Annotated in this window: 15 protein-coding genes; 12 read left to right on the forward strand and 3 right to left on the reverse strand. The window is 46.5% G+C overall.

All coding sequences use genetic code 11. The annotated features are described in order from the left end of the window. Positions 1 to 13: 13 nt before the first annotated feature. The 6 genes from B9D94_RS13770 to B9D94_RS13795 all read left to right on the forward strand — a co-directional run bounded on the left by B9D94_RS13770 (position 14) and on the right by B9D94_RS13795 (position 11,857). Entirely contained in the window at positions 14 to 466 is a 453-nt protein-coding gene (locus B9D94_RS13770) for a MarR family winged helix-turn-helix transcriptional regulator (RefSeq protein WP_148247267.1), read from the forward strand. A 27-nt stretch (positions 467 to 493) separates the two neighbouring features. Beyond that, complete coding sequence (locus B9D94_RS13775; protein ID WP_148247268.1) at positions 494 to 1,012, forward strand: spermidine/spermine N(1)-acetyltransferase; 519 nt, start codon at positions 494 to 496, stop codon at positions 1,010 to 1,012. Positions 1,013 to 1,740: 728 nt separating this feature from the next. Continuing rightward, positions 1,741 to 3,087: a lytic polysaccharide monooxygenase gene (locus B9D94_RS13780; RefSeq protein WP_063479839.1), complete on the forward strand. Its 1,347-nt coding sequence runs from the start codon at positions 1,741 to 1,743 to the stop codon at positions 3,085 to 3,087. 390 nt (positions 3,088 to 3,477) lie between these two features. Continuing rightward, positions 3,478 to 6,084 (forward strand): winged helix-turn-helix domain-containing protein, encoded by a 2,607-nt coding sequence (locus B9D94_RS13785; RefSeq protein ID WP_228030146.1) that lies wholly within the window; start codon positions 3,478 to 3,480, stop codon positions 6,082 to 6,084. A 155-nt stretch (positions 6,085 to 6,239) separates the two neighbouring features. Beyond that, positions 6,240 to 10,517, forward strand: a complete 4,278-nt coding sequence (locus B9D94_RS13790; RefSeq protein WP_172963944.1) for an S-layer homology domain-containing protein — start codon at positions 6,240 to 6,242, stop codon at positions 10,515 to 10,517. 419 nt (positions 10,518 to 10,936) lie between these two features. Further along, entirely contained in the window at positions 10,937 to 11,857 is a 921-nt protein-coding gene (locus tag B9D94_RS13795) for a poly(ethylene terephthalate) hydrolase family protein (RefSeq protein ID WP_148247270.1), read from the forward strand. A gap of 68 nt (positions 11,858 to 11,925) precedes the next feature. Here B9D94_RS13795 and B9D94_RS13800 read toward each other — a convergent pair whose 3' ends face one another. Beyond that, positions 11,926 to 12,807 carry a LysR family transcriptional regulator gene (locus B9D94_RS13800; RefSeq protein WP_036639054.1) on the reverse strand — a complete coding sequence of 294 codons (882 nt, stop codon included), beginning with the start codon at positions 12,805 to 12,807 and terminating at the stop codon, positions 11,926 to 11,928. A gap of 183 nt (positions 12,808 to 12,990) precedes the next feature. On the opposite strand from B9D94_RS13800, the gene B9D94_RS13805 reads away from it, so the two are divergent. Continuing rightward, entirely contained in the window at positions 12,991 to 13,974 is a 984-nt protein-coding gene (locus B9D94_RS13805; protein ID WP_063479632.1) for an aldo/keto reductase, read from the forward strand. A 166-nt stretch (positions 13,975 to 14,140) separates the two neighbouring features. Here the strand turns inward: B9D94_RS13805 and B9D94_RS13810 are convergent, their stop codons facing one another. Further along, on the reverse strand, positions 14,141 to 14,998 hold the full coding sequence (locus tag B9D94_RS13810) for an SDR family NAD(P)-dependent oxidoreductase (RefSeq protein ID WP_148247271.1): 858 nt from the start codon (positions 14,996 to 14,998) through the stop codon (positions 14,141 to 14,143). A 177-nt stretch (positions 14,999 to 15,175) separates the two neighbouring features. On the opposite strand from B9D94_RS13810, the gene B9D94_RS13815 reads away from it, so the two are divergent. Further along, positions 15,176 to 15,682 carry a MerR family transcriptional regulator gene (locus tag B9D94_RS13815; protein WP_036639061.1) on the forward strand — a complete coding sequence of 169 codons (507 nt, stop codon included), beginning with the start codon at positions 15,176 to 15,178 and terminating at the stop codon, positions 15,680 to 15,682. A gap of 45 nt (positions 15,683 to 15,727) precedes the next feature. Here the strand turns inward: B9D94_RS13815 and B9D94_RS13820 are convergent, their stop codons facing one another. Continuing rightward, positions 15,728 to 16,270, reverse strand: a complete 543-nt coding sequence (locus B9D94_RS13820; protein ID WP_253806155.1) for an alpha/beta hydrolase — start codon at positions 16,268 to 16,270, stop codon at positions 15,728 to 15,730. A 323-nt stretch (positions 16,271 to 16,593) separates the two neighbouring features. On the opposite strand from B9D94_RS13820, the gene B9D94_RS13825 reads away from it, so the two are divergent. The 4 genes from B9D94_RS13825 (at position 16,594) to B9D94_RS13840 (ending at position 19,676) form a co-directional block, all read left to right on the forward strand. Next, a complete protein-coding gene (locus B9D94_RS13825; protein WP_148247273.1) occupies positions 16,594 to 17,562 on the forward strand; it encodes an Ldh family oxidoreductase in 969 nt (322 codons plus the stop codon). Between the two features lie 97 nt (positions 17,563 to 17,659). Next, complete coding sequence (locus B9D94_RS13830) at positions 17,660 to 17,893, forward strand: XRE family transcriptional regulator (RefSeq protein ID WP_148247274.1); 234 nt, start codon at positions 17,660 to 17,662, stop codon at positions 17,891 to 17,893. 260 nt (positions 17,894 to 18,153) lie between these two features. Next, positions 18,154 to 18,672, forward strand: a complete 519-nt coding sequence (locus B9D94_RS13835) for a DUF3231 family protein (protein ID WP_036639072.1) — start codon at positions 18,154 to 18,156, stop codon at positions 18,670 to 18,672. A 164-nt stretch (positions 18,673 to 18,836) separates the two neighbouring features. Further along, positions 18,837 to 19,676 carry a manganese catalase gene (locus tag B9D94_RS13840; protein WP_148247275.1) on the forward strand — a complete coding sequence of 280 codons (840 nt, stop codon included), beginning with the start codon at positions 18,837 to 18,839 and terminating at the stop codon, positions 19,674 to 19,676. Positions 19,677 to 19,991: the final 315 nt, after the last annotated feature.

The following is a 19,991-nucleotide window of genomic DNA, read 5'->3' on the forward strand; positions in this document are numbered from 1 at the left end:
CAAGGAGTTAATTATGAAGGAGATTCTTCGTGAGATTGGAATCATAGCCAGGGCATTAGACTCCATAAGTAATATAGAATTTAAAGAGTATGATCTTACCAAAGGGCAGTATTTGTATCTTGTGCGCATATGTGAAAACCCAGGAATCATTCAAGAAAAGTTAGCAGAGATGATAAAGGTTGATAGAACAACGGCTGCCCGTGCTATTCAGAAGCTTGAAATTAAAGGATTTGTTGAAAAAAAAGACGATACCCTTAACAAAAAAATTAAGAACCTCTATCCAACAGACAAAGGGGAACGAGTCTACCCTTTTTTAAAAAGAGAAAATGATTATTCCAATCGTGTTGCATTGGAGGGGCTTTCCGCACAGGAAGTAGAAACCATTTTTAATCTTCTTCAAAGAATAAGAAAAAATGTAGAAAGAGACTGGGAATTTGTAAAAAAGGGAAACGAACGAAGTTATTGATTCCATAAAAAGGAGCTACATGATCAAATGACAATAATTATAAAAAAGTGCACGCTTGAGGATTCGCGTCAACTTCAAGAAATTGGTTATGAAACGTTTAATGAAACATTTAAGGATCAGAACTCACCAGGAAATATAAATGCCTATCTGGAAAGAGCTTTTAACCTAGAACAAATAGAAAAAGAATTATCCAATAAGTTTTCGCAATTCTTTTTTGTATATTTTAATAATGAAGTTGCAGGATATTTAAAGGTCAACACCAATGATGAGCAGTCCGAAGAAATGGGAGATGAATCACTTGAAATTGAAAGGATTTATATAAAGAGTAAATTTCAAAAACATGGGCTTGGCAAATATTTGCTGAATCAAGCTAAGGATATTGCAGTAGAAAGTAATAAAAAGAAACTTTGGCTAGGCGTATGGGAAAAAAATAAAAATGCGATTGCTTTTTACGAGAAAATGGGTTTTGTTCAAACAGGAACTCATACTTTTCACATGGGTGATGAAAGACAAATCGATTTTATAATGAGCAAAATAATGATATAGCCTTTGTTTTGATAGCTGATATCGGGGACCTGGTTCGGATATGACATATAAAGATGAACTGTATGCTGCTGCTCCACTAGTTTAATGTCTGGCGAAGCCAGGCGCGAGCAAAGAGTGGATAAATTACTCCCTTGACAATAAAAGGTTATTGTTCAATAATTAACACATCCAATTACTGGTAATATATCTTTCAATTTTTTCTGACCGATACATCAACTTCACTTGGTTCATGACACTCCGCTAACACGATCCATTGTGACGAAACTCTTCTATTATGCCAGTCTATATAGATTCCTCCATATTTAGACATGACTCCATACCCCTCCATGCTTTTGCCAACAGGTGTGCTTGCTCGGTGTTGATCTCTCATAAATGCGTACTATGAATATCAGCATTCATCAGCAGTTTACATAGCTGATTCTATATAGCAGAGCAGAGCTGCTCACGCTTGATTTCTCCTACTCACGAAGATTGCGAACCCGCTTATTACGCTTCACACAATTGCGATGAGGTATTGTTTTCATGACTTTTTACGAGTATATAAGCTCTAAGGAGTTTATATAAATCGGCTTAAAAAGGAGCGGATGCCCACAAATAAACGGTTGTGCACAGCTTTGGCAGGATTATATTCAAGAGAGGAGGCACTCTCACACGCTTCGCGGCAAAGATAGTGTCGAAAAACGAAAGGCACATCATGACCAAACCAAATCATGGGAGGTAATGTGATGATGTTTCAAACCCGATTGGATTCCCGTTTCATCCTGCGATTCATGCTGATTGGCGGCGGATTGCTGCTCGTATTCGCTTGTATGTTCGCGTTCTCGAAGACCGTGTCAGCCCACGGATATATTAATGATCCGGCCAGCCGCGCGATTCAGTGTAAAAATGGATTGAATACCAACTGCGGCTCGATCGTCTATGAGCCGCAGAGCCTGGAGGGGCCGAAAGGTTTTCCTGCTGCCGGACCGCCTGATGGCAAAATCGCCAGCGCTGGCCTTGCCGGCTTCGCTCCGCTTGACCAGCAATCAGCTACGCGCTGGAACAAGGTAAACATGACGAGCGGCACGAAGAACTTTACTTGGATTTTTACCGCTCGCCATGCCACGACAAGCTACCGTTATTTCATCACCAAGCCGGATTGGAATCCCAATGCTCCGTTGACCCGCGCCCAGTTTGATCTGACTCCGTTCTGCACGATTAACGGGAATGGCCAGCAGCCGCCAGCCACGTTAACCCATACCTGCAACGTACCGCAAAGAGATGGTTACCATGTCATCCTCGGCGTGTGGGATATCGCGGATACCCAAAATGCCTGGTATATCGTCATCGATGCCCAATTCGGTGCTGGCGACAGCATTGCACCAACGGTGCCAACCAATTTGGCCGTCAGCAACGTTGGCACAACGACGGCCACGCTGACTTGGGGGGCCTCGACGGACAACAATGGCGTCACGGGTTATGAGGTGTACAACGGCGCTAATGTCATTGCCACTCTGCCTGGCAATCAGACAACCGCCAATCTTACCAACCTATTGGCAGGCACGAATTATAACCTCACTGTGAAGGCGTTTGATGCTTCCGGCAATCGGTCGCCTTCCAGCAATGGGGTCCAGTTTACGACCACGCAGCTCCCGGTTGACGTGACACCGCCGACCAATCCGACCGGCCTGCATGTGATGGGCACCCCGACGTCAACGTCAGTCACGTTGATGTGGAATGCATCCACTGATGCTTCGGGCATTGCTGGTTACCGAATTTACAACGGCAGCACAGTAATAGCTACCGTCACAGGAACAGCAACCGAGAAGGTCGTTACCGGTTTGTCGCCGAACACGCAATATACGTTCACGGTCCGCGCTTACGACCCGTCGAACAACGAATCTGGCAACAGCAATGCCGTAACAGTTACAACGCCTAACGGTCCGAGTGCAACGCCATGGGCAGCAAATACAGCTTATGCAGCCAATACACTCGTATCCTATGACGGCAAGGTGTACAAATGCCTCCAGGCCCATACCTCCTTGCCGGGATGGGAGCCGAGCAACGTGCCCGCGCTCTGGCAGCTGCAACCTTAAACTCAGGTCTTAGAAGAGCAGGAAGCCCGTCGCTTGCAAAGAGCGGCGGGCTTTTTTTCATGGCGATTTGGCTATCTATTCTGAACGAAGTTAAGAATATAGTTTGGATACCTCGGAGAACGATCATCCCTTTTTCCAAATGGCACCCACAGAAACTGCACATTCAGGTGCATTTTCGGGTAACCAGACCAAAGGACGTCTTTGAAGGCTAATGGTTTTTGGGTTCATCCATGGATGATGTTGCCATGAGGAAAGGATTCACCCCGCATTGCAGACCCAGTGAGACAGATCTATTCAGTTTCTGATGCAAAACGGCTCCATTTACGATATTCTGAATGTAACTCCAGAATTTTGATGGACAAATCCGAAGATATGGCCCAGAGAGGCCTTTTGAAAAGAGGGAATATGGTATACGAGAACAATGAAATCCCATTTCTGCTGGCATCTAAATTAAATCGACCCCAATCCCTCTACCAATCTGTCCCGCGTCCACGGCTATTGGCGCAATTGCATGAAGGATTAAAGCACAAGGCTGCTTTCGTGACGGCTCCGGCCGGTTACGGTAAAACCACACTGCTCAGTGATTGGACCAGGCATTTAGAGGTACCAGTCGGATGGTTATCGCTTGATAGCAAGGATAATGATCTCATCCGTTTCTGGAACTACGTTACGAAGGCGATCGAGCAGGCGAGGGGGGTGACCGATTCCCTTCATACCACATCGGCAGCGCTAAGTCCGGGTCAATACGAACCATTTATCGTCGCTTTGTTAAATGAATTGAACGAGTTGAATGAGACACTTGTCCTGATACTGGATGATTGGCATGTCATTCATAATGCGGATATCTTGGAGTCCGTCTCTTATTTTCTGGAATACTTACCTTCCTCCGTTCATCTATGCTTTGCAAGCCGAAGTATCCATGGATTCCTGAAATCGAGATGGATCAGCCGGAACTGGATCCATGAAATCACAACTCAACAGTTATGCTTCGATTTGCAGGAGACGCTGAAATTGTTCCAAGACGTTGAGAAGAAAGAGCTGCAGAGGGAGCAGATCGAAGGCATACTATACCAAACCGAAGGCTGGGTAACGGGCATTAAGCTGATCTCGTTGTCTTTGCGTGCCGATGAGTGGGCCGGTTCTTCCAAACATATACAATCCAGCCATGAACGCGTCGAGTCGTTTTTATTGGAGGAAGTGTTTGAGTCGCTGGGTGAGCCGCTGCGGCAATTTCTGCTGAACGTCTCCATTTTGCAGCGGATGAATGGGCCATTATGTCAAGCTGTTGCCGGAGAGGATGGTGCAGTGAAACTGGCGGAATTGGCCAAACTCAACTTATTCCTCATACCGCTAGATGAGGAGAAGAATTGGTTCCGGCTTCACCATCTGTTCGGCGAGTTTCTCCTGAAGCACCAGCAGCGCCTTGACCCCGCAAAGACAGCTGCGCTATTCCGGGCAGCTGCCGCATGGTGCGAATCGCAGGAAATGCACGAAGAAGCGGTAGATTACTATTTAGCCGGAGCGTGTTATACAGACGTTATCCGATTATTGGAACAGATGAGAAGCTTGATGATTCGCAGAGAATTCTCTACCATGAGGGACTGGTTGTCGGCCATCCCCGAGGAGCTGCTTATGCGGCATCCGTACCTTTATTTTTCGTATATTTTTTCATTGTTGTGGGCTCAAGAACTTGAACTGGCGGAGCGGTATCTGCAGCTGGCTGAGCAGCATTATGATGCTTCCTCGGCAAGCTGGACTAAGGAAGAGAATCATCGTTATTTGGGATATCTGTATTATGTAAGAAACTTTAAAGCGACCCAATATGATATGGACATGATTAAAGGACTGGAGTACATCCGACTTTCTCTTCAATATAGTCCTACGGGAACGGATCTGATCTTTGCATCCCCTCATATGCCACTGGCTCCGTCCATTTACAGGTCATATAATGGTAAACGTGGTCAGCATTTGCCTCGAGGCCTCTCCGATACTTTCTTTTTGAGTATGATCGAATTCATGAAGCCGATGGGTCTGCAGGATTCGGTTGTGGTCTGTTACGGAGAGTTGCTTTACGAACGCAATGAACTGAAGCAGGCGGAGGATTACTTTAGGTTGGGATTGCAAGGCCGAAGCCAGGCGCATTATCAACCAGAGAAGGTATACGTTCCGGCAAGTCTGTTCCTTTCCCGTATCAGCCAATCCAGGCAGGATATCTCCCAGGCTGAAAAATGGTTGGAAGAAGCTTATCGGAGAGCGCTCGAGGACGAGGCCAAGGCTGCTCTTATCCTGCTCGATTTGGAGATGGCACGTATGCGGCTGAATGCAGGGGATCTGTCAGCTGCTGATGAATGGAAGAATCGCTACAGACTAGCGGCAGATGATCCGGTATCCGTATATCAGTTATTCGTCTATATCTTCCTCGTTAGCGTGTTGATGGAGAGTGGAAACGCAAGGGAAGCCTGGGCTTTATCTGAGAGGTTGCTGCCCATCGCGGTAAAAGGCCATCGCCCGATGGATGCCTTGGACATACAAGTACTCCAGGCAATGATGCTGCGACTTGAGGGTAAATCGCAGCAAGCACTGCTTAAATTGGAAGAAGCATTGAAATTCGCGGAACCCGATGATTATATCCGTGTGTTCGTCGATAAAGGCAGTCGGGTTGCAGAGCTGCTTACGGATTATGTTCAGCATCGCCAGAGAGGGAGCATTAGAGATAAAAATGCACCTTCACTATCGTATGTGCGAAGGATTCTCTCTGGTTTCGGAGGAACTGCCGAATCGCCGGAACAAGGCAAAGTCACATTGGAGAACCTTCTGACACCACGAGAATATGCGGTTTTTCGTTACATGGAAGAAGGGATGGACAATCAGGCGATTGTTGCCGCGCTCGGCTTCGGCATGGGGACCTTGAAAGCGCACATCAATCGCATTTACAGCAAGCTGCAGGCGAAGAACCGAGTAGAGGCCATTAAACGAGGCAAAGAAATTCAAGGCTAGCCTAGAGGATTTAGCAGAAGACCCGCCAACCGGCGGGTTATTTCATTGGTTCGACTATAACCAAGACTATAACCGGGGTTAGATTCGCATGACCGGGAAATCGAATATACTACGGATCGTGGCTATCGAAAATAATGAAAGGAAGAAAAGATGAAATGAGACGCATCTTCTGTATTTTAATGGTTTTTGTGCTATGGTTAGGAACTTTCCCGTTTCAGGCATTTGGCTACTTGCAGGTCGGCATGTCAGGAGACGGGTCTGCGGGTAATCCATACATCATCACCACATTAGATCAATTGAACGCCGTGCGTAATGACCTAGACGCTCATTACAGATTAGGGGCAGATATCGATGCTTCGGATACGGCAAGCTGGAACAATGGGGAAGGATTTATACCTATCGGCACCGTTGGAATTATCCATAGCGAGTTTAACGGCTCACTCGACGGAGCGGGATATGTGATTCGCAATCTAACCATACATCGTCCACATGCTGATGTTGCCGGTCTGTTCGGGGTTATGGGTTCCAGCGGGGTGTTGCAGGATGTCGCTCTCGAAGGAGGTTCAATCACAGGAAAACTCGATGTAGGCGGGCTGACGGGGCGCAACTATGGCAGGGTGGACCGGTCCTTTGTTACAGGAACGGTTAGCAGCAATGAGGGCATCGTCGGAGGGGTGGCAGGCTACAATGGCATTGACGGTGAAATCACCTTTTCTTACAGCACCGGTGATGTAAGTGGCGTCACTTATGTTGGCGGTTTGGTAGGACGCAATGACGGGAAGGTGAGTAATTCCTACGCTACCGGTACCATCTCCGGTACGTCTATCATCGGGGGATTAGTAGGAGACAATGAAGGTGGAGAGATCATCCGCTCATACGCCGCTGGGGCCGTTAGCGGCAGCGCAGAACATGTGGGCGGACTAGTCGGGTTTAATATTTCCGCATCCATTCGCAACTCCTATGCCACTGGCGCCGTCAGTGGGCGGAGTGGCATAGGAGGATTGGTGGGCAGCACGAGCCACGGCTTGATAAGTCATTCTTATGCCACGGGTTATGTCAACGGGAGCAACCATATTGTCGGTGGATTGGTTGGGGACAATAGCGGAGAAATAAGCAGCAGCTTCTGGGATACCGAAACGGTCGGTTTAAACAGCGCCTGCGGAAACGATACATATAATAAATGCGCAGCTACCCCTCTCACTACAGAACAGGCGCTTATCCAAACCAGCTATCCGGACTGGGATTTCACGAATGATTGGTTTATGGTCGAAGACTCCACACGGCCGTTTCTGCGGACGGAATGGTCGACCGTCATCCAGAATTCCCATCAGCTGCAATTGATGGAACTGGATTTGTCAGCACAGTATACCTTGTCGAAGAATATTGATTTCGAAGCGACATTCGAGGACGACTCTCGCTCTGATATGTGGGCGACGGGTGCAGGTCATGGGTATGGTTTTGAACCGATTGGCAGCAGGAGCACCTCTTTCACGGGCACACTCGACGGCCAAGGTCATGCTATTACGGGTCTTTATATCCATCGAAACGGTTTATCGAATGTTGGGTTGTTCGGCCATATTTCCGGTGGTGAGGTTCGGGATCTGGATTTGAAGAGCGGATTCATCTCCGGAGACAGTTATACAGGCATGCTGGCAGGAGAGACCGATTCTGGCAGTCAAATCACGCAGGTTCATGCAACAGGGAGTGTTACCGGAACCAGCATGACTGGGGGATTGGTTGGAAATCACTATGGCAAGCTTACAGGTTCCAGTTCAAGTGCAACAATTAATGGTCAATTCAATGTTGGCGGATTGGTAGGACATCTGGATACGGGGGGAGAGATTAACCGGTCATTCGCCGCAAGTCATGTTACCGGTATGGATTTTGTTGGCGGACTGGTGGGGCGCAATGAGCGTGGTCAGGTACATAATGCGTACGCTACAGGTTCCGTTAGTGGTCGCGCCGAAGTCGGCGGACTGGTGGGACGGAATGTCGGTAAGATCGGTACGACTTACGCTGCTGGTCAGGTTAAAGGCAGTAACGAAGTCGGTGGTCTGGTGGGACGGAAATTCGACACGATTACCGCCAGCCTCTATAATCTGGAAACGTCAGGTCAGTCCGATACAGGCAAAGGGGAACCGCAAAAGACGTCGAACATGAAGCAGTACTCCGCCTATGGTAGCGAATGGGATTTCGGGGCAACTTGGTTGCTGCAAGAAGGGAAGATGTACCCCGTCCTGCAAGGGATCACAAGCAATCTCGAATGGGATGCTGCCCCACCAACGATCGTCAGCGCGAAGATCGAAAGTGATCATCCGAACCGGGTCATCGTAACCTTCGATGAAGATGTCCGACTAACGGATGCTGCGGGGATCGCGATTACGGCTAACGGCAACTCCACAACCATCACTGGTGTTGATGGAATGGGCACGAAGGAGCTTGTCTTTAGCGTGGATCAAGTGTTCGAAGAAAACGAGCGCGTGCAACTCTCCTACGATATGGCAGCCGGAAATATAACCGACGCTGCTAACCATGCGTTGCTTGGTGTTACGGATGTCGAGATCGTCTGGATGGTTCCGGCTGATCATACGCCGCCATCTATCGTCATTACGATGACCACTGCGGATGGAAGGGAGTATGTCGATGGTTCATGGAGCGACCAAGCAGTGAGCGTAAGCGCCGAAGCATCGGATGAGCGCGGCGTGACTTCGTTTACCTATTCTCTGGATGACGAAGTGACATGGAGTCCTTATGTATCGGATATCGTCTTACAAGATGACGGCGTTCATCGGATAACTTTCAAAGCCGTTGATACAGCAGATAATGAAGCGGTCGAACAACGGACGGTCAACATAAGCACGACAGGAATCACGCTAACGCCAACACTTGTAAAAACAGATGGAAGCGAATATGTAAGCGGCGAATGGAGCACGGCAAATGTCATCGTGAGCGTATATGCCGAATCGGGAGTCAGCGGAATTAATGGTCTTACCTATTCACTGAATGGAGGCGCCTTACAACCGTATGACAATAAAGGAAATCTTGAAATATCGAACGAAGGTGAGCATACCATCCTGTTTCAGGTATCCAACGCTGCGGGGGATACGCTCTCCCTGACGATCCTGGTGAAGATCGATCGAACACCACCGACAATCACCATCCATCCAAATGGCAGTGAAATACAGACGGCAGCGGTAACACCGACCGTCACGGTGACTGACACAGGAAGCAGGCCAGATGCATCCTCATTGGAATATGTCTGGACGACCGATATGTCTGCGCCAACCGCTGGCTGGATGTCGTTTGTGGACGGGGCCGTGCTTGGTAAGAACGGGGTGGAGGGTGATTGGTACTTGCATGTCAGAGCCCGTGATCAAGCGGGCAATGCAAGTAATCTGACTTCCAGCCGGTATCGTTTGATCACCAAGAGGATTGATGAAGCAAACGAAACCAATCCAACGCACGAAACCAATGTACCATCGCTCCCGAGCAACAGCTTTCTGGTAGGCGCGGAGGGCAGAACGATTGTTTTTGATGGTGGGCAAGTCCGAATCCCTGCCAAAGCTCTGAAACGACCGTTTTATGTATCCATACATCAACTAACCCTTCAGGCTGTCCCTCCTCTAAGAGAGGGTGAACGATGGGTAAGTAAAGTTATTGAGTTGAAGAAAGATGTATCAGGGAAATTTGATGAAGACGTAACGATCAGTTTGAAATTTGACGTGGACTCCAGTCGTAAAGACAGCGATGAACTCCGACTCTATCAGTTCAACGAAGATCTGAAAGAGTGGGTAGAACTAGATAACGTCGTCGTTGATTGGCTGGCAGGAACGGTAAGCGGTACGACCGACCATTTTAGCACATTTGCAGTCGTCGAGAGAAAGATCGTCCAGGAGCCTGGAATCGGGGCTGCGTTTACAGATATCCAAGGTCACTGGGCGGAGAAGAACATCGAGAAACTTGCAGGAACAGGCATTGTGAACGGTTATATCGACGGCAGCTTCAAGCCTGATCGTACGATTAGCCGTGCTGAATTCACTGCGATGCTGGTGCGAGCGCTGGGTCTCACAAGTGATGGAAGCAACACATTTGATGATATGGCGGATCATTGGGCGAAGCAAGCCGTTTCTGCTGCGTATTCAAACGGGATTATTCAGGGATACGATCAGCGTACCTTCGCTCCCGATGACTTCATTACCCGCGAGCAAATGGCCGTGATGGTGGTTAATGCTTTGCGTATTAATCAAACGATTACGAATAGAAGCTTTGCCGATCAGGACAAGATTTCCACATGGGCACATGATGCGGTCATGATGGCGACAGCGTATGGAATCATAACCGGCTACCCTAACAACATGTTGAAACCGAAATCCCAGGCTACCCGGGCAGAGGCGATTACTGTGATCTTGAGAGCCACTGAGGAGCAGGAATGATCGGGCAAGCGACAACAGAAATAAAGACGCAGATGACATAAATGGTCTCATTAAAAGTCGCTATTCAAGCGGCTTTTTTTGTTTTACTGGGTACAAATTCTGTCTTCGACCGGACAAGAACTTGTGTGGCTCAACGAATAATGAACTTTCTTATAGAGCATATGTATCCTGCCAAGATCGATTAGACATATGGTCAACCAGTCATCCAAGCATGCCCTGAACCAAGCAGCGTGCACACAGGGAGGAGTGCGCACACTGCATCCGAGTTGTATAACTTAAACCAGCATGAAACGTTGTGAATAAAAGAAATTCACGTATAACGAAACATAACTACCTCTTTTTTCGTATATCCTTTCAGTTTCATATTTTAACAGAGAACACGATAGAGAAGTCTATAGACTATCGTAGAGGTCACGTCTATGCCGGTGTTGAAAAAACGAAAGTGGATGTTATGGGTATCAACTTTAGTTCTTATCGTTGCAGTTTCAATAACCATTTTCATGCAAATCATCATTCATTCCAATGTACCCGAACTGGCAGAAGGAAGCATTGAGCAGCGATATGCACAGCAAGGAAGCCATTCTGTAAAGTTGGAAGAAGTGAAGAGTTCGAGCGGGGAGGCTTTATTTAGAGTATACTACCCCGCATTTCAAGGAGACGAAACCTATCCTATTATTTCATGGGGAAATGGAACAGATGCTACGCCAGATCGTTATGATGAGCTCTTCACTCATCTAGCAAGCTGGGGATTCATTGTAATCGATTCCTATAGCAAGACAACAGGAACAGGCAAAGAAATTGTGGGGGCAATTGATTATTTGAAACATGAAAACGAACGAGCAAACAGCTTGTTTTATCAAAAAGTACAAATAGAACATATTGGTGCGGCTGGACATTCTCAAGGGTCTACGGGGGTCATTAATGCTCATACCAACTATAAAAGCGGATCGTTGATTAAGACGGTTGTATCCATCGCTCTCCCGGATTTGAAGCATTGTGATCCGGAAGATGTGTACGATACATCGCGTATTACCGTTCCTTTCTTCATTATGGGCGGTACACGAGATTTTCTAATCTCGCCGGTATCAACGAATCAATTAGCCTTGCACAGTACGAACGCAAGCACGCCAGTGATGATGGGGATGGCCAAAGGTGCAGCTCATACAGCGATTGAAGGCAATGGTGGCAATCATAGGGGGTACTTGACGGCTTGGATGAGATATCAGCTGCTTGATGATCAGGAAGCCATGAAGGCATTTCATGGGGATTCTTCCGAGATGATGCTTAATACCAATTGGGAGGACGTGATACAAGCAAATATGGGTGAGTCAGACTGGTAACCATTCAAGAAACAAACTCTCGAAATGACCGTGAACCCAGTGGATATCTAATAGATCAGGGATGAATATCACGAATGATAGGTTTCCTTTATAAATTGAATAAAGTGTGCAGTAGCTGGGCTGAAAATCTTATTCTTGTTCCAAGCGATGACATGGGTAGTAATTCGTTCAGGTTCAAAAGGAACAAAACAAGTGCTGCTGCTTTCCCGGATTGTATAGGCTCCACCCACACATATTGCATATCCAAGTTTCCTTTCCACCAACAGCATAGCATTCGTCAATAAATTATGTGATGCAATAATACAAAGGTTATCCTCCTCAACACCAAGCCAGCTTGTAATTTCATTCTGTACAATGGTACGTCGGGGTACAATCAAGGGTAAGGAAAGGATATCTTGGATACTAACAGACTTTTTTTCGGCTAGAGGATCATCACGTCTCATCAGAATCCCCCACTTTTCCTGATGAGGCAATCGAATATAGTCATATTTAGCGGTTTCAATCGGTTCCAATAGAATTCCGATATCTACATTTCCTCGGTCAAGTTTCTCCCGAATGTCATCTCCATCTGCACTATACAATTCATATTGCACCCTAGGGTGCTGATTCGAAAATTTCTCTAACCATTCTGGCAAAGTTCTTGATACCGTGGACTCTACACAACCAACAGAAACCACTCCACCAATCAAATCTTTTTGTTCTGCCAGATCTCTTTCTGTCTTATCTAAGAGAGAAACCATTTCTTTGACTCTTTGTTGAAACAAAAGACCGCTATTGGTTAGTGTGATCTGTCTTTTGCCGCGTATAAATAAACGAGTCCCCAATTCTTCTTCAAGGTCCATCAGCTGCCTGCTTAGGGTAGGCTGTGTAACATGAAGGATTTCTGCTGCTTTTGTTATGTTTCCAACTTTAGCCACCGTCAAAAAATACTTAAACACACGAATATCCATTTTTCATATCATCCTTTCATATTTCATCTGATGGAGGGTTTCCTGATGATTATACGATACATAATAGGCATGATAAAACATTCATCATAGGCATTTGAAATTTTTCGCGCAGAAAATTACTATGGGTATATAACATACACAAAATTGTGGACTTGAAAAAAACGGTTAAGAAAGGAAATGATTATGAAGAAAAGGAATCTGGGCAAAAACGGTTTGGAGACCTCGGAAGTTGGATTTGGATGTATGGGATTAAACCATCATCGGGGACCGGCAAAAGACCGTCGCGAGATGATTTCCGTTATACACTCAGCTATTGATTCGGGCATTACGATGTTGGATACAGCGGAAGTTTATGGTCCTTACACAAATGAGGAGCTTGTTGGGGAGGCGCTCGCAGGGCAACGGAGTAAGGTACAGATTGCAACGAAAGGAGGCTTTAAGATCACTGGCTTAACCAATGAGCTGGACAGCCGGCCAGAATCCATTGTCCATTCGGTGGAAGGGTCCTTAAAAAGATTACAAACGGATTATATCGATTTGTACTACATTCATCGCGTAGATCCAAAGGTTCCCATTGAAGAAGTGGCGTTGACCATGCAGCAGTTGAAAAAAGACGGGAAGATCCTCCATTGGGGGTTGTCGGAGGCGGGCGCTGAAACGATTCGTCGGGCGCATTGCGTTGAACCGCTGACGGCAGTGGAGAGTGAATACTCGATTTGGTGGCGGGAAACAGAAAGGGACATATTCCCCGTACTCGAAGAATTGGGAATCGGTTTGGTAGCCTATAGTCCTCTTGGTCGTGGATTTCTTACCGGAAAAATAGATAAGAACGCTTCTTTCACCGAGAACGACAACCGGGGGGAGCTCCCGCGGTTTACTAAAGAAGCGATGGAAGCAAATCAGGTGATTGTTGATTATTTGAATAAAGTGGCTGAGATGAAAAATGTAACCACAGCGCAAGTAGCACTCGCATGGATTCTTGCCCAAAAGCCATATATCGTACCTATTCCAGGGACAACCAACGTTAATAGAATCTCCGAAAATATTGCAGCAAGCGATATCGTCTTCACTGAACAGGAGGTGAGGGTAATCAATGATGAGATTGGCAAGATCCAAATTGTTGGCGACCGTTATCCAGAAGCCGAGAAGAGAAGGACAGGTAAGTAAATGAGGTTGTGCCTTCTTGCATCCTGAGATTTTCCTGAAAAATACTGATGCACAAGCTGTGAATCCAGGGTATGGATGTGTTCATCATTGGGATAACGGGCAAGATCAGCGGACTGCTGGCGCAGAAGCTGCCGTTTACGAGATCAGCTGCCTCTGTTCAACTAACTTAAAAGTTACCTTGTAAAAATTCGTGTTCATAAACCGCTTGAATTCTTTCCAAAACGTTTGATGCCTGGTCTTTGAATTTTAATTCCGCAACCTGGCCTTTCAGCAAATACACGCCAGTTTTATTGTGGTGTTCCCCTAAAGCTCCTTCATACAGCTTGTTCGCGCCGTGAGTAGGAGGGGAGAAAAATAGCTTCATTAATATTTCAATCAAAAAGGGCAATCCGGATTGTTTTCCTTTTCTTAGCGTATTATTGCTACCTGGGTCAACGCTGCGAATCTTGATGTCATCCTTGGCAAGCTGCGCCGCGATGCCCTGAGTCCAGAGTGAAAGAGCCAGCTTTGATGTCGCGTAAGGACCAAGCAGCTTGCGGAAGGTTTTGGGACGTTCCATGATATCGATAGTGAACTCTTTAGTAAATTTTAGCGCTGAAGATGAGGTGTTGATCACCGTTTTTAAGCGACCCGCTTTTAGGAGTTCCTTCAACTCCATCAGAATAATATACGGAACGACCGTCAACAGCTCATAATGCTTCTCGCGTCCTTGTTTCGAATAACTCAGCTCGGGAAAGGACCCTCCGGCGTTATTGAACAAAATATCAATTCGCTGCTCCTTGCGATTAATCTCTTCCAAAGTACCTCTCAAGCTGGCATAATCGGCAAGATCATCTGTTTTATAAAGTCGAAGTGATCCACTCTTTATTGCATGTTGGATGCTCACATCCTCCGCCGGAAAGTCGGAACGGTTCAAAGCAATCACCTGCCAGTCCTCTGACAGCAACTTTCGTGTTAATTCCAACCCGATCCCGGCGCTTGCACCTGTAATTAATGCGATATGTTCACGTGGATTCTTGTTCATTGTGCATCTCCTCCTGATCTCCAGGGTATTTGCCCTGATAGCTCACACTCTACAAGTTGAAGTCGACTCCAAGTCAAGGCGCGAAACCAAGTTTTTTTCTAAAGAATTAGAAACTTGACTTGGAGCCAGCACCAGGATGTATAATGCACAGAAACACAAGCCTCAGGAGGGAACAGGATGAAGGAAGAGCGATTCTACACAATAAAGCAAACCGCCGAGTTAACCGGAATTACGGAGGATACGATCCGTTATTACGAAAAGATTGCGCTGCTGCCTCGTGCAGAGCGGAAGGACAACGGGCATCGCATCTACCGGGAGGAGGATATCCATACGATCCGGCTGATACCATGCCTGAAAAAAACGGGGATGCCGCTAGAGCAAATGCGCCCTTTTCTGGCAATCTCCGCCGATACCGATCCCGCGGAATATCCCGAGCTGGTGGAACTTTTAAGGAGCCATCGGGATAATATGGTCAGCCAGATCAACTCGCTGCAGCAGGTCGTCGATTTTATCGACATGAAGTTGGAGGAGGGCAGGTATCGACGGGACTGCTCAGGTGAAACTCAAGATGACTTATTAGAGCAAAAGGTGAGGCAAGTGAGACCAAAGCCCATCTCACCTGTTGAGATGATTTATTTCTCCGAGTCGGCCAAAACGGGCAAATTACCTTCCTCAGCAAAATAAGTCGTAATAAGCGGCTTCTGCAGTTTCCTCTTACGCATATCCATCCTATGGCTGCTGCAGCCATCGATGTACTTCAGGAAACAGCACGCTCCACGTGGATTCGTGATGTGTTCCGCCAGGAATTATATCGAATCGAATCTGCTTCTCGGGAACCCCTGATGCTATCAAGGTCTGGTGTACCAATGCGACGTGCTCGCAGGCAAGCCGATTGAAGTCGGGATTGTCGGTTTCCAGTTCTCCAATGCTTAGATAGACGCGAAGCACAGGGGAGAGGTCCGACTCTTGAATCAATTGGATGATCCCGCCACTGTCGTGCCACATAACAAAGGAAATCCCGCCCACACGGCCAAACTGATCCGGATAGCGAATAGCCGTATACAACGAGACGTAAGCACCAAACGAACTTCCAGCAATGGTCGTAAATTCCGCTTCAGGAAGCGTCCTGTAGTGGCTGTCGATATAGGGTTTAAGTGTCTCCGCCAGGAAATCCGCATACGCCGCACCCTTGCCCCCGAAGTTGTACTCCGCATTGATCGTAAAGTTATATTCATGGTTGCGGTCGTCACCCCCATGATCGATAGCGACCACGATCACCTCCAGTGCCGGGTCCTCCAGTGCTTTTTTACGAAAAAAAATAATATCATTGTGTACAGGGACAAAAACATGCTCCTTTTGAGAGCTGATACTAGTAGTTAAACATGACGAAATTAGGTTTCAATGGCTTGTCTAGGCCAATATTTATTTATGATATAATTATGAGAAATGGTTTGCGCGTTTCAAAGAGAACGTTAGACCGGGAGCGTGACAAAATGCTGAAGGGAAACAAGAAAACAGTGATTAGACCGGACCGTTCGCAATCTTGCCCACCCTATTAAAGCCACAAATTCATTCGAGTTTCAGGATTATAGCCCATGCGATACGATCTTAATAGTGCAAGGGAATTCGCTATTCGCGTATGTGTTGCTGCTGGAGCAAGCATGGCGGTGGCGATTTCTCTTGCTGAAGCAACTATCGATGCAGAATGTTCAGGTCGGACTTCGGTTGGATTTGCTCATCTTCCCGACTATCTGGAAGGATTTTTATGCGGACGCATTTCTGGTACAGAAGAGCCGGCGCTTTTCTATCCAACACCTACTATCATTCAGGCCGACGCCAAGGGTGGTATCGCCCAACTTGCTTTTGATAACGCTTTCGAGGAACTGCAAACACGGGCAAGCACTTATGGAGTAACCGTACTCTCGTTAAAGAACAGCTATACTGCTGGAGAGCTGGGCTATTATGTCAGGCGGCTTGCCCATAAAGGATTGGTAGCTATAGCTACCAGCAATGGACCTGCTTTAATGACCGCGGGACAAAGTAAGGAGGCTGTTTATGGCACCAATCCTCTCGCATTTGCCGCGCCTGTCGATAACAGGGCTCCCTTGGTTTTGGATCAGGCATCTAGCGCTACAGCGTTTGTAAATATACGGAAAGCGGCAGAACGGGGAGAGATGATTCCCGAAGGCTGGGCCATCGATGGAAGGGGGCAAAGAACTAATGATTCACGTGAAGCTCTCAAGGGCGCGTTGCTTGCTTTTGGGGGGTCACGAGGTGCCAATATAGCGCTCATGGTTGAAATGCTCGCCGCAGGTATGACGGGCGCCAATTGGTCACTTGATGCTCCATCCTTTGATGAAGGGAGAACCTCGCCTGGTGTTGGCCTATTTATAGTGGCGCTGGACCCCCAACTACTCTCTCCCGGTTTTTCCACACGATTAGCGTCTCAAGTCGAACGATTGTCCTCCAAAGGAATTTATATTCCAGGAGGAAGCTATATTAAGGATGAAATAGACGTTCCGTCTTCTCTTGTTGCGACCCTGGAGGGGTATTGTTTCAAGTGAACAAGTCCACCCCTCATCGCTTTAGTGAAACGAAAGACAAAGCGGCAGCTCGAATCAGATTAAGGTTATATTATTTTATGCAGGAGGTCATCACTTCTTGAAATTTGAACTAGGACGTTGCTTACTGAATGAACGATTGATGGAATCCGGAAAGTCAGCGGAATGGCTGGCAAAAGACTTGCTTTTTAAACCGGAACGAATTTATGACTTTCTTGAAAACAAAAGAGTGATGCCGCTCAAAACTGCCATATCGATTGCCGATTCCATCGGTTGTGATGTTCGTGCCTTGTATGAATTAATTCCGCACGATAATGAAGTAAAGCGAAATTAATGAAATAAGCGGTTGATTGCATTAAGACTAGTTCCAGTGAAAGTCGCTAAATTAGCGGCTTTTTTGTTTTATCGGAACAAGTTCTTGTCTCGAGCTGAGGACGAGAATGAGACAAGAACCTATCCAAACGGAAGTTTTGAATGGGGCATTGTGGAAACCAAGGTTAACTAACCAATGTTCGTAACGGAGAAGAATATAATCATTGCATTTGGTAAAACATAACTTGGTAAACCGACATCGTATGAGGAGGAGAATTGAAGATGGGCATTTTGAGTGACAATCCCAAAAATGAACCACTGCATTATGGAGAGATTTTTAGTGTATGGCAATGCTCCATGGCAGCCAAAGGATTCGTTTCCTGTTATCAAGCATACTTGAATCATGCAGGTGACAAGGATCTTAAGAAAGTGCTGGATGATCTGCTGGATCAAGCCAAACTTGAGATTAAAGAATGTGATACCCTATTAACCGAAAATGGCATTGCCCCTGCACCAATGCTGCCGGAGCGGCCTCCTGTGAAGCTGGAAGATATTCCGGCTGGCGCTAGATTCACGGATCCTGAAATTGCAGCCAAAATAGCAGCCGATACTTCGTTAGGGTTAGTTGCAGCTAGCCAGGTCATGGGGCAGTCTATCAGAGAAGATGTCGGTGCATTATTTGCCAAATATCATCTAACCAAGACGGCTTTAGGAGTCAGAATTCTTCAGATGAACAAAGAGAAAGGGTGGCTAGTGCCTCCACCTCTTCAAATCAAAAGACCCGATTCTGACGAAGCCTAAGTAACCGTATGTTTTGCTAAACGATTAGACTGTATTATCCGAGACAAAGATGGAGAGACTGCCTCTCCGTTCTTTGTCTTTTTGCTATGCTCTTTTGTTTAAAATCATCCGAGCAGGTTATATACATTTTGAATTGATCAACTACCCATAATGGAGGGATTCATATGTTTCGACACCAGAAAGAGTTACAATTCGAGGTAAAAGTAGATCGCCCGGATCCCGTATTTGCACGCCAAGTCCAAGAGGTACTAGGTGGACAATTCGGGGAAATGACCGTTATGATGCAGTATCTATTTCAAGGATTTAATTGTCGGGGCGAAGAAAAATACAAAGATATGCTCATGGATATTGGTACTGAAGAGATCGGCCATGTTGAAATGCTCTGCGCATTGATTAGCCAGCTGCTGGATGGGGCAACACCTGCTGAGCAACAAAAAGCAGCTGAAGATCCGGTTACAGCAGCCATAATGGGTGGCATCAATCCCCAACACTTACTTGTAAGCGGTTTGGGAGGGTTACCTACTAACTCTAACGGAGTACCCTGGAACGGTTCATACATCGTGGCGAGTGGTAACCTTCTGGCAGACATGCGATCCAATCTGCATGCCGAAAGTCAGGGTCGACTTCAAGTGGCAAGACTCTATCATATGACTACCGACGAAGGTGTTCGTGCGACTCTCCGTAAAATGTTGGCACGTGACCGTTACCACCAATATCAATGGATGGCCGCGATCCAAGAACTGGAGGAAAAAAACGGAGTCGTTGTACCGGCTTCATTCCCACCGGAGGCAGAACAGGAATCCCAGCCAGAAGCTTATGAATTCTGGAATCTCTCGGAGGGAACTGAATCAGGTGAGGGTTTGTGGGCCAAAGGGAGTGCACCCGATGGTACCGGAAACTTCGTGTATATTTCCAATCCTGTTCCAAAAGGACAAATATACGAGCCCCTCATCCCGGCCACAGAACTACACCATGACCTGAATGGTGAAACTACTGAAAAATAATAGATTTAATAGATTGCGCAATAAAAGCACCACAAAAAGAGAAAAACCTTAGAGATATGTACATTGCAGCATTCTCTAAGGTTTTTTTGCTAACAAAATAACTACATTTTACATGAGGTGTGTCTAAGTGCCAGTGATTTGTGAAATTTCCGTATATGACTTCGTATATAAAGGATGGGAGATCACTCCAATGTAGTGTTTTGTTTTATCTATACAAGTTTAGTCGTGAATCAAGGACAAAGACTTGTACAATTTATGCATAATGAAAACCCTTATACTAGTGTACTAATGGTAATCAATTTCTTTAGTGCATTG

The organism is Paenibacillus sp. Cedars, assembly GCF_003184205.1.
GTDB lineage: Bacteria > Bacillota > Bacilli > Paenibacillales > Paenibacillaceae > Paenibacillus_AQ > Paenibacillus_AQ glucanolyticus.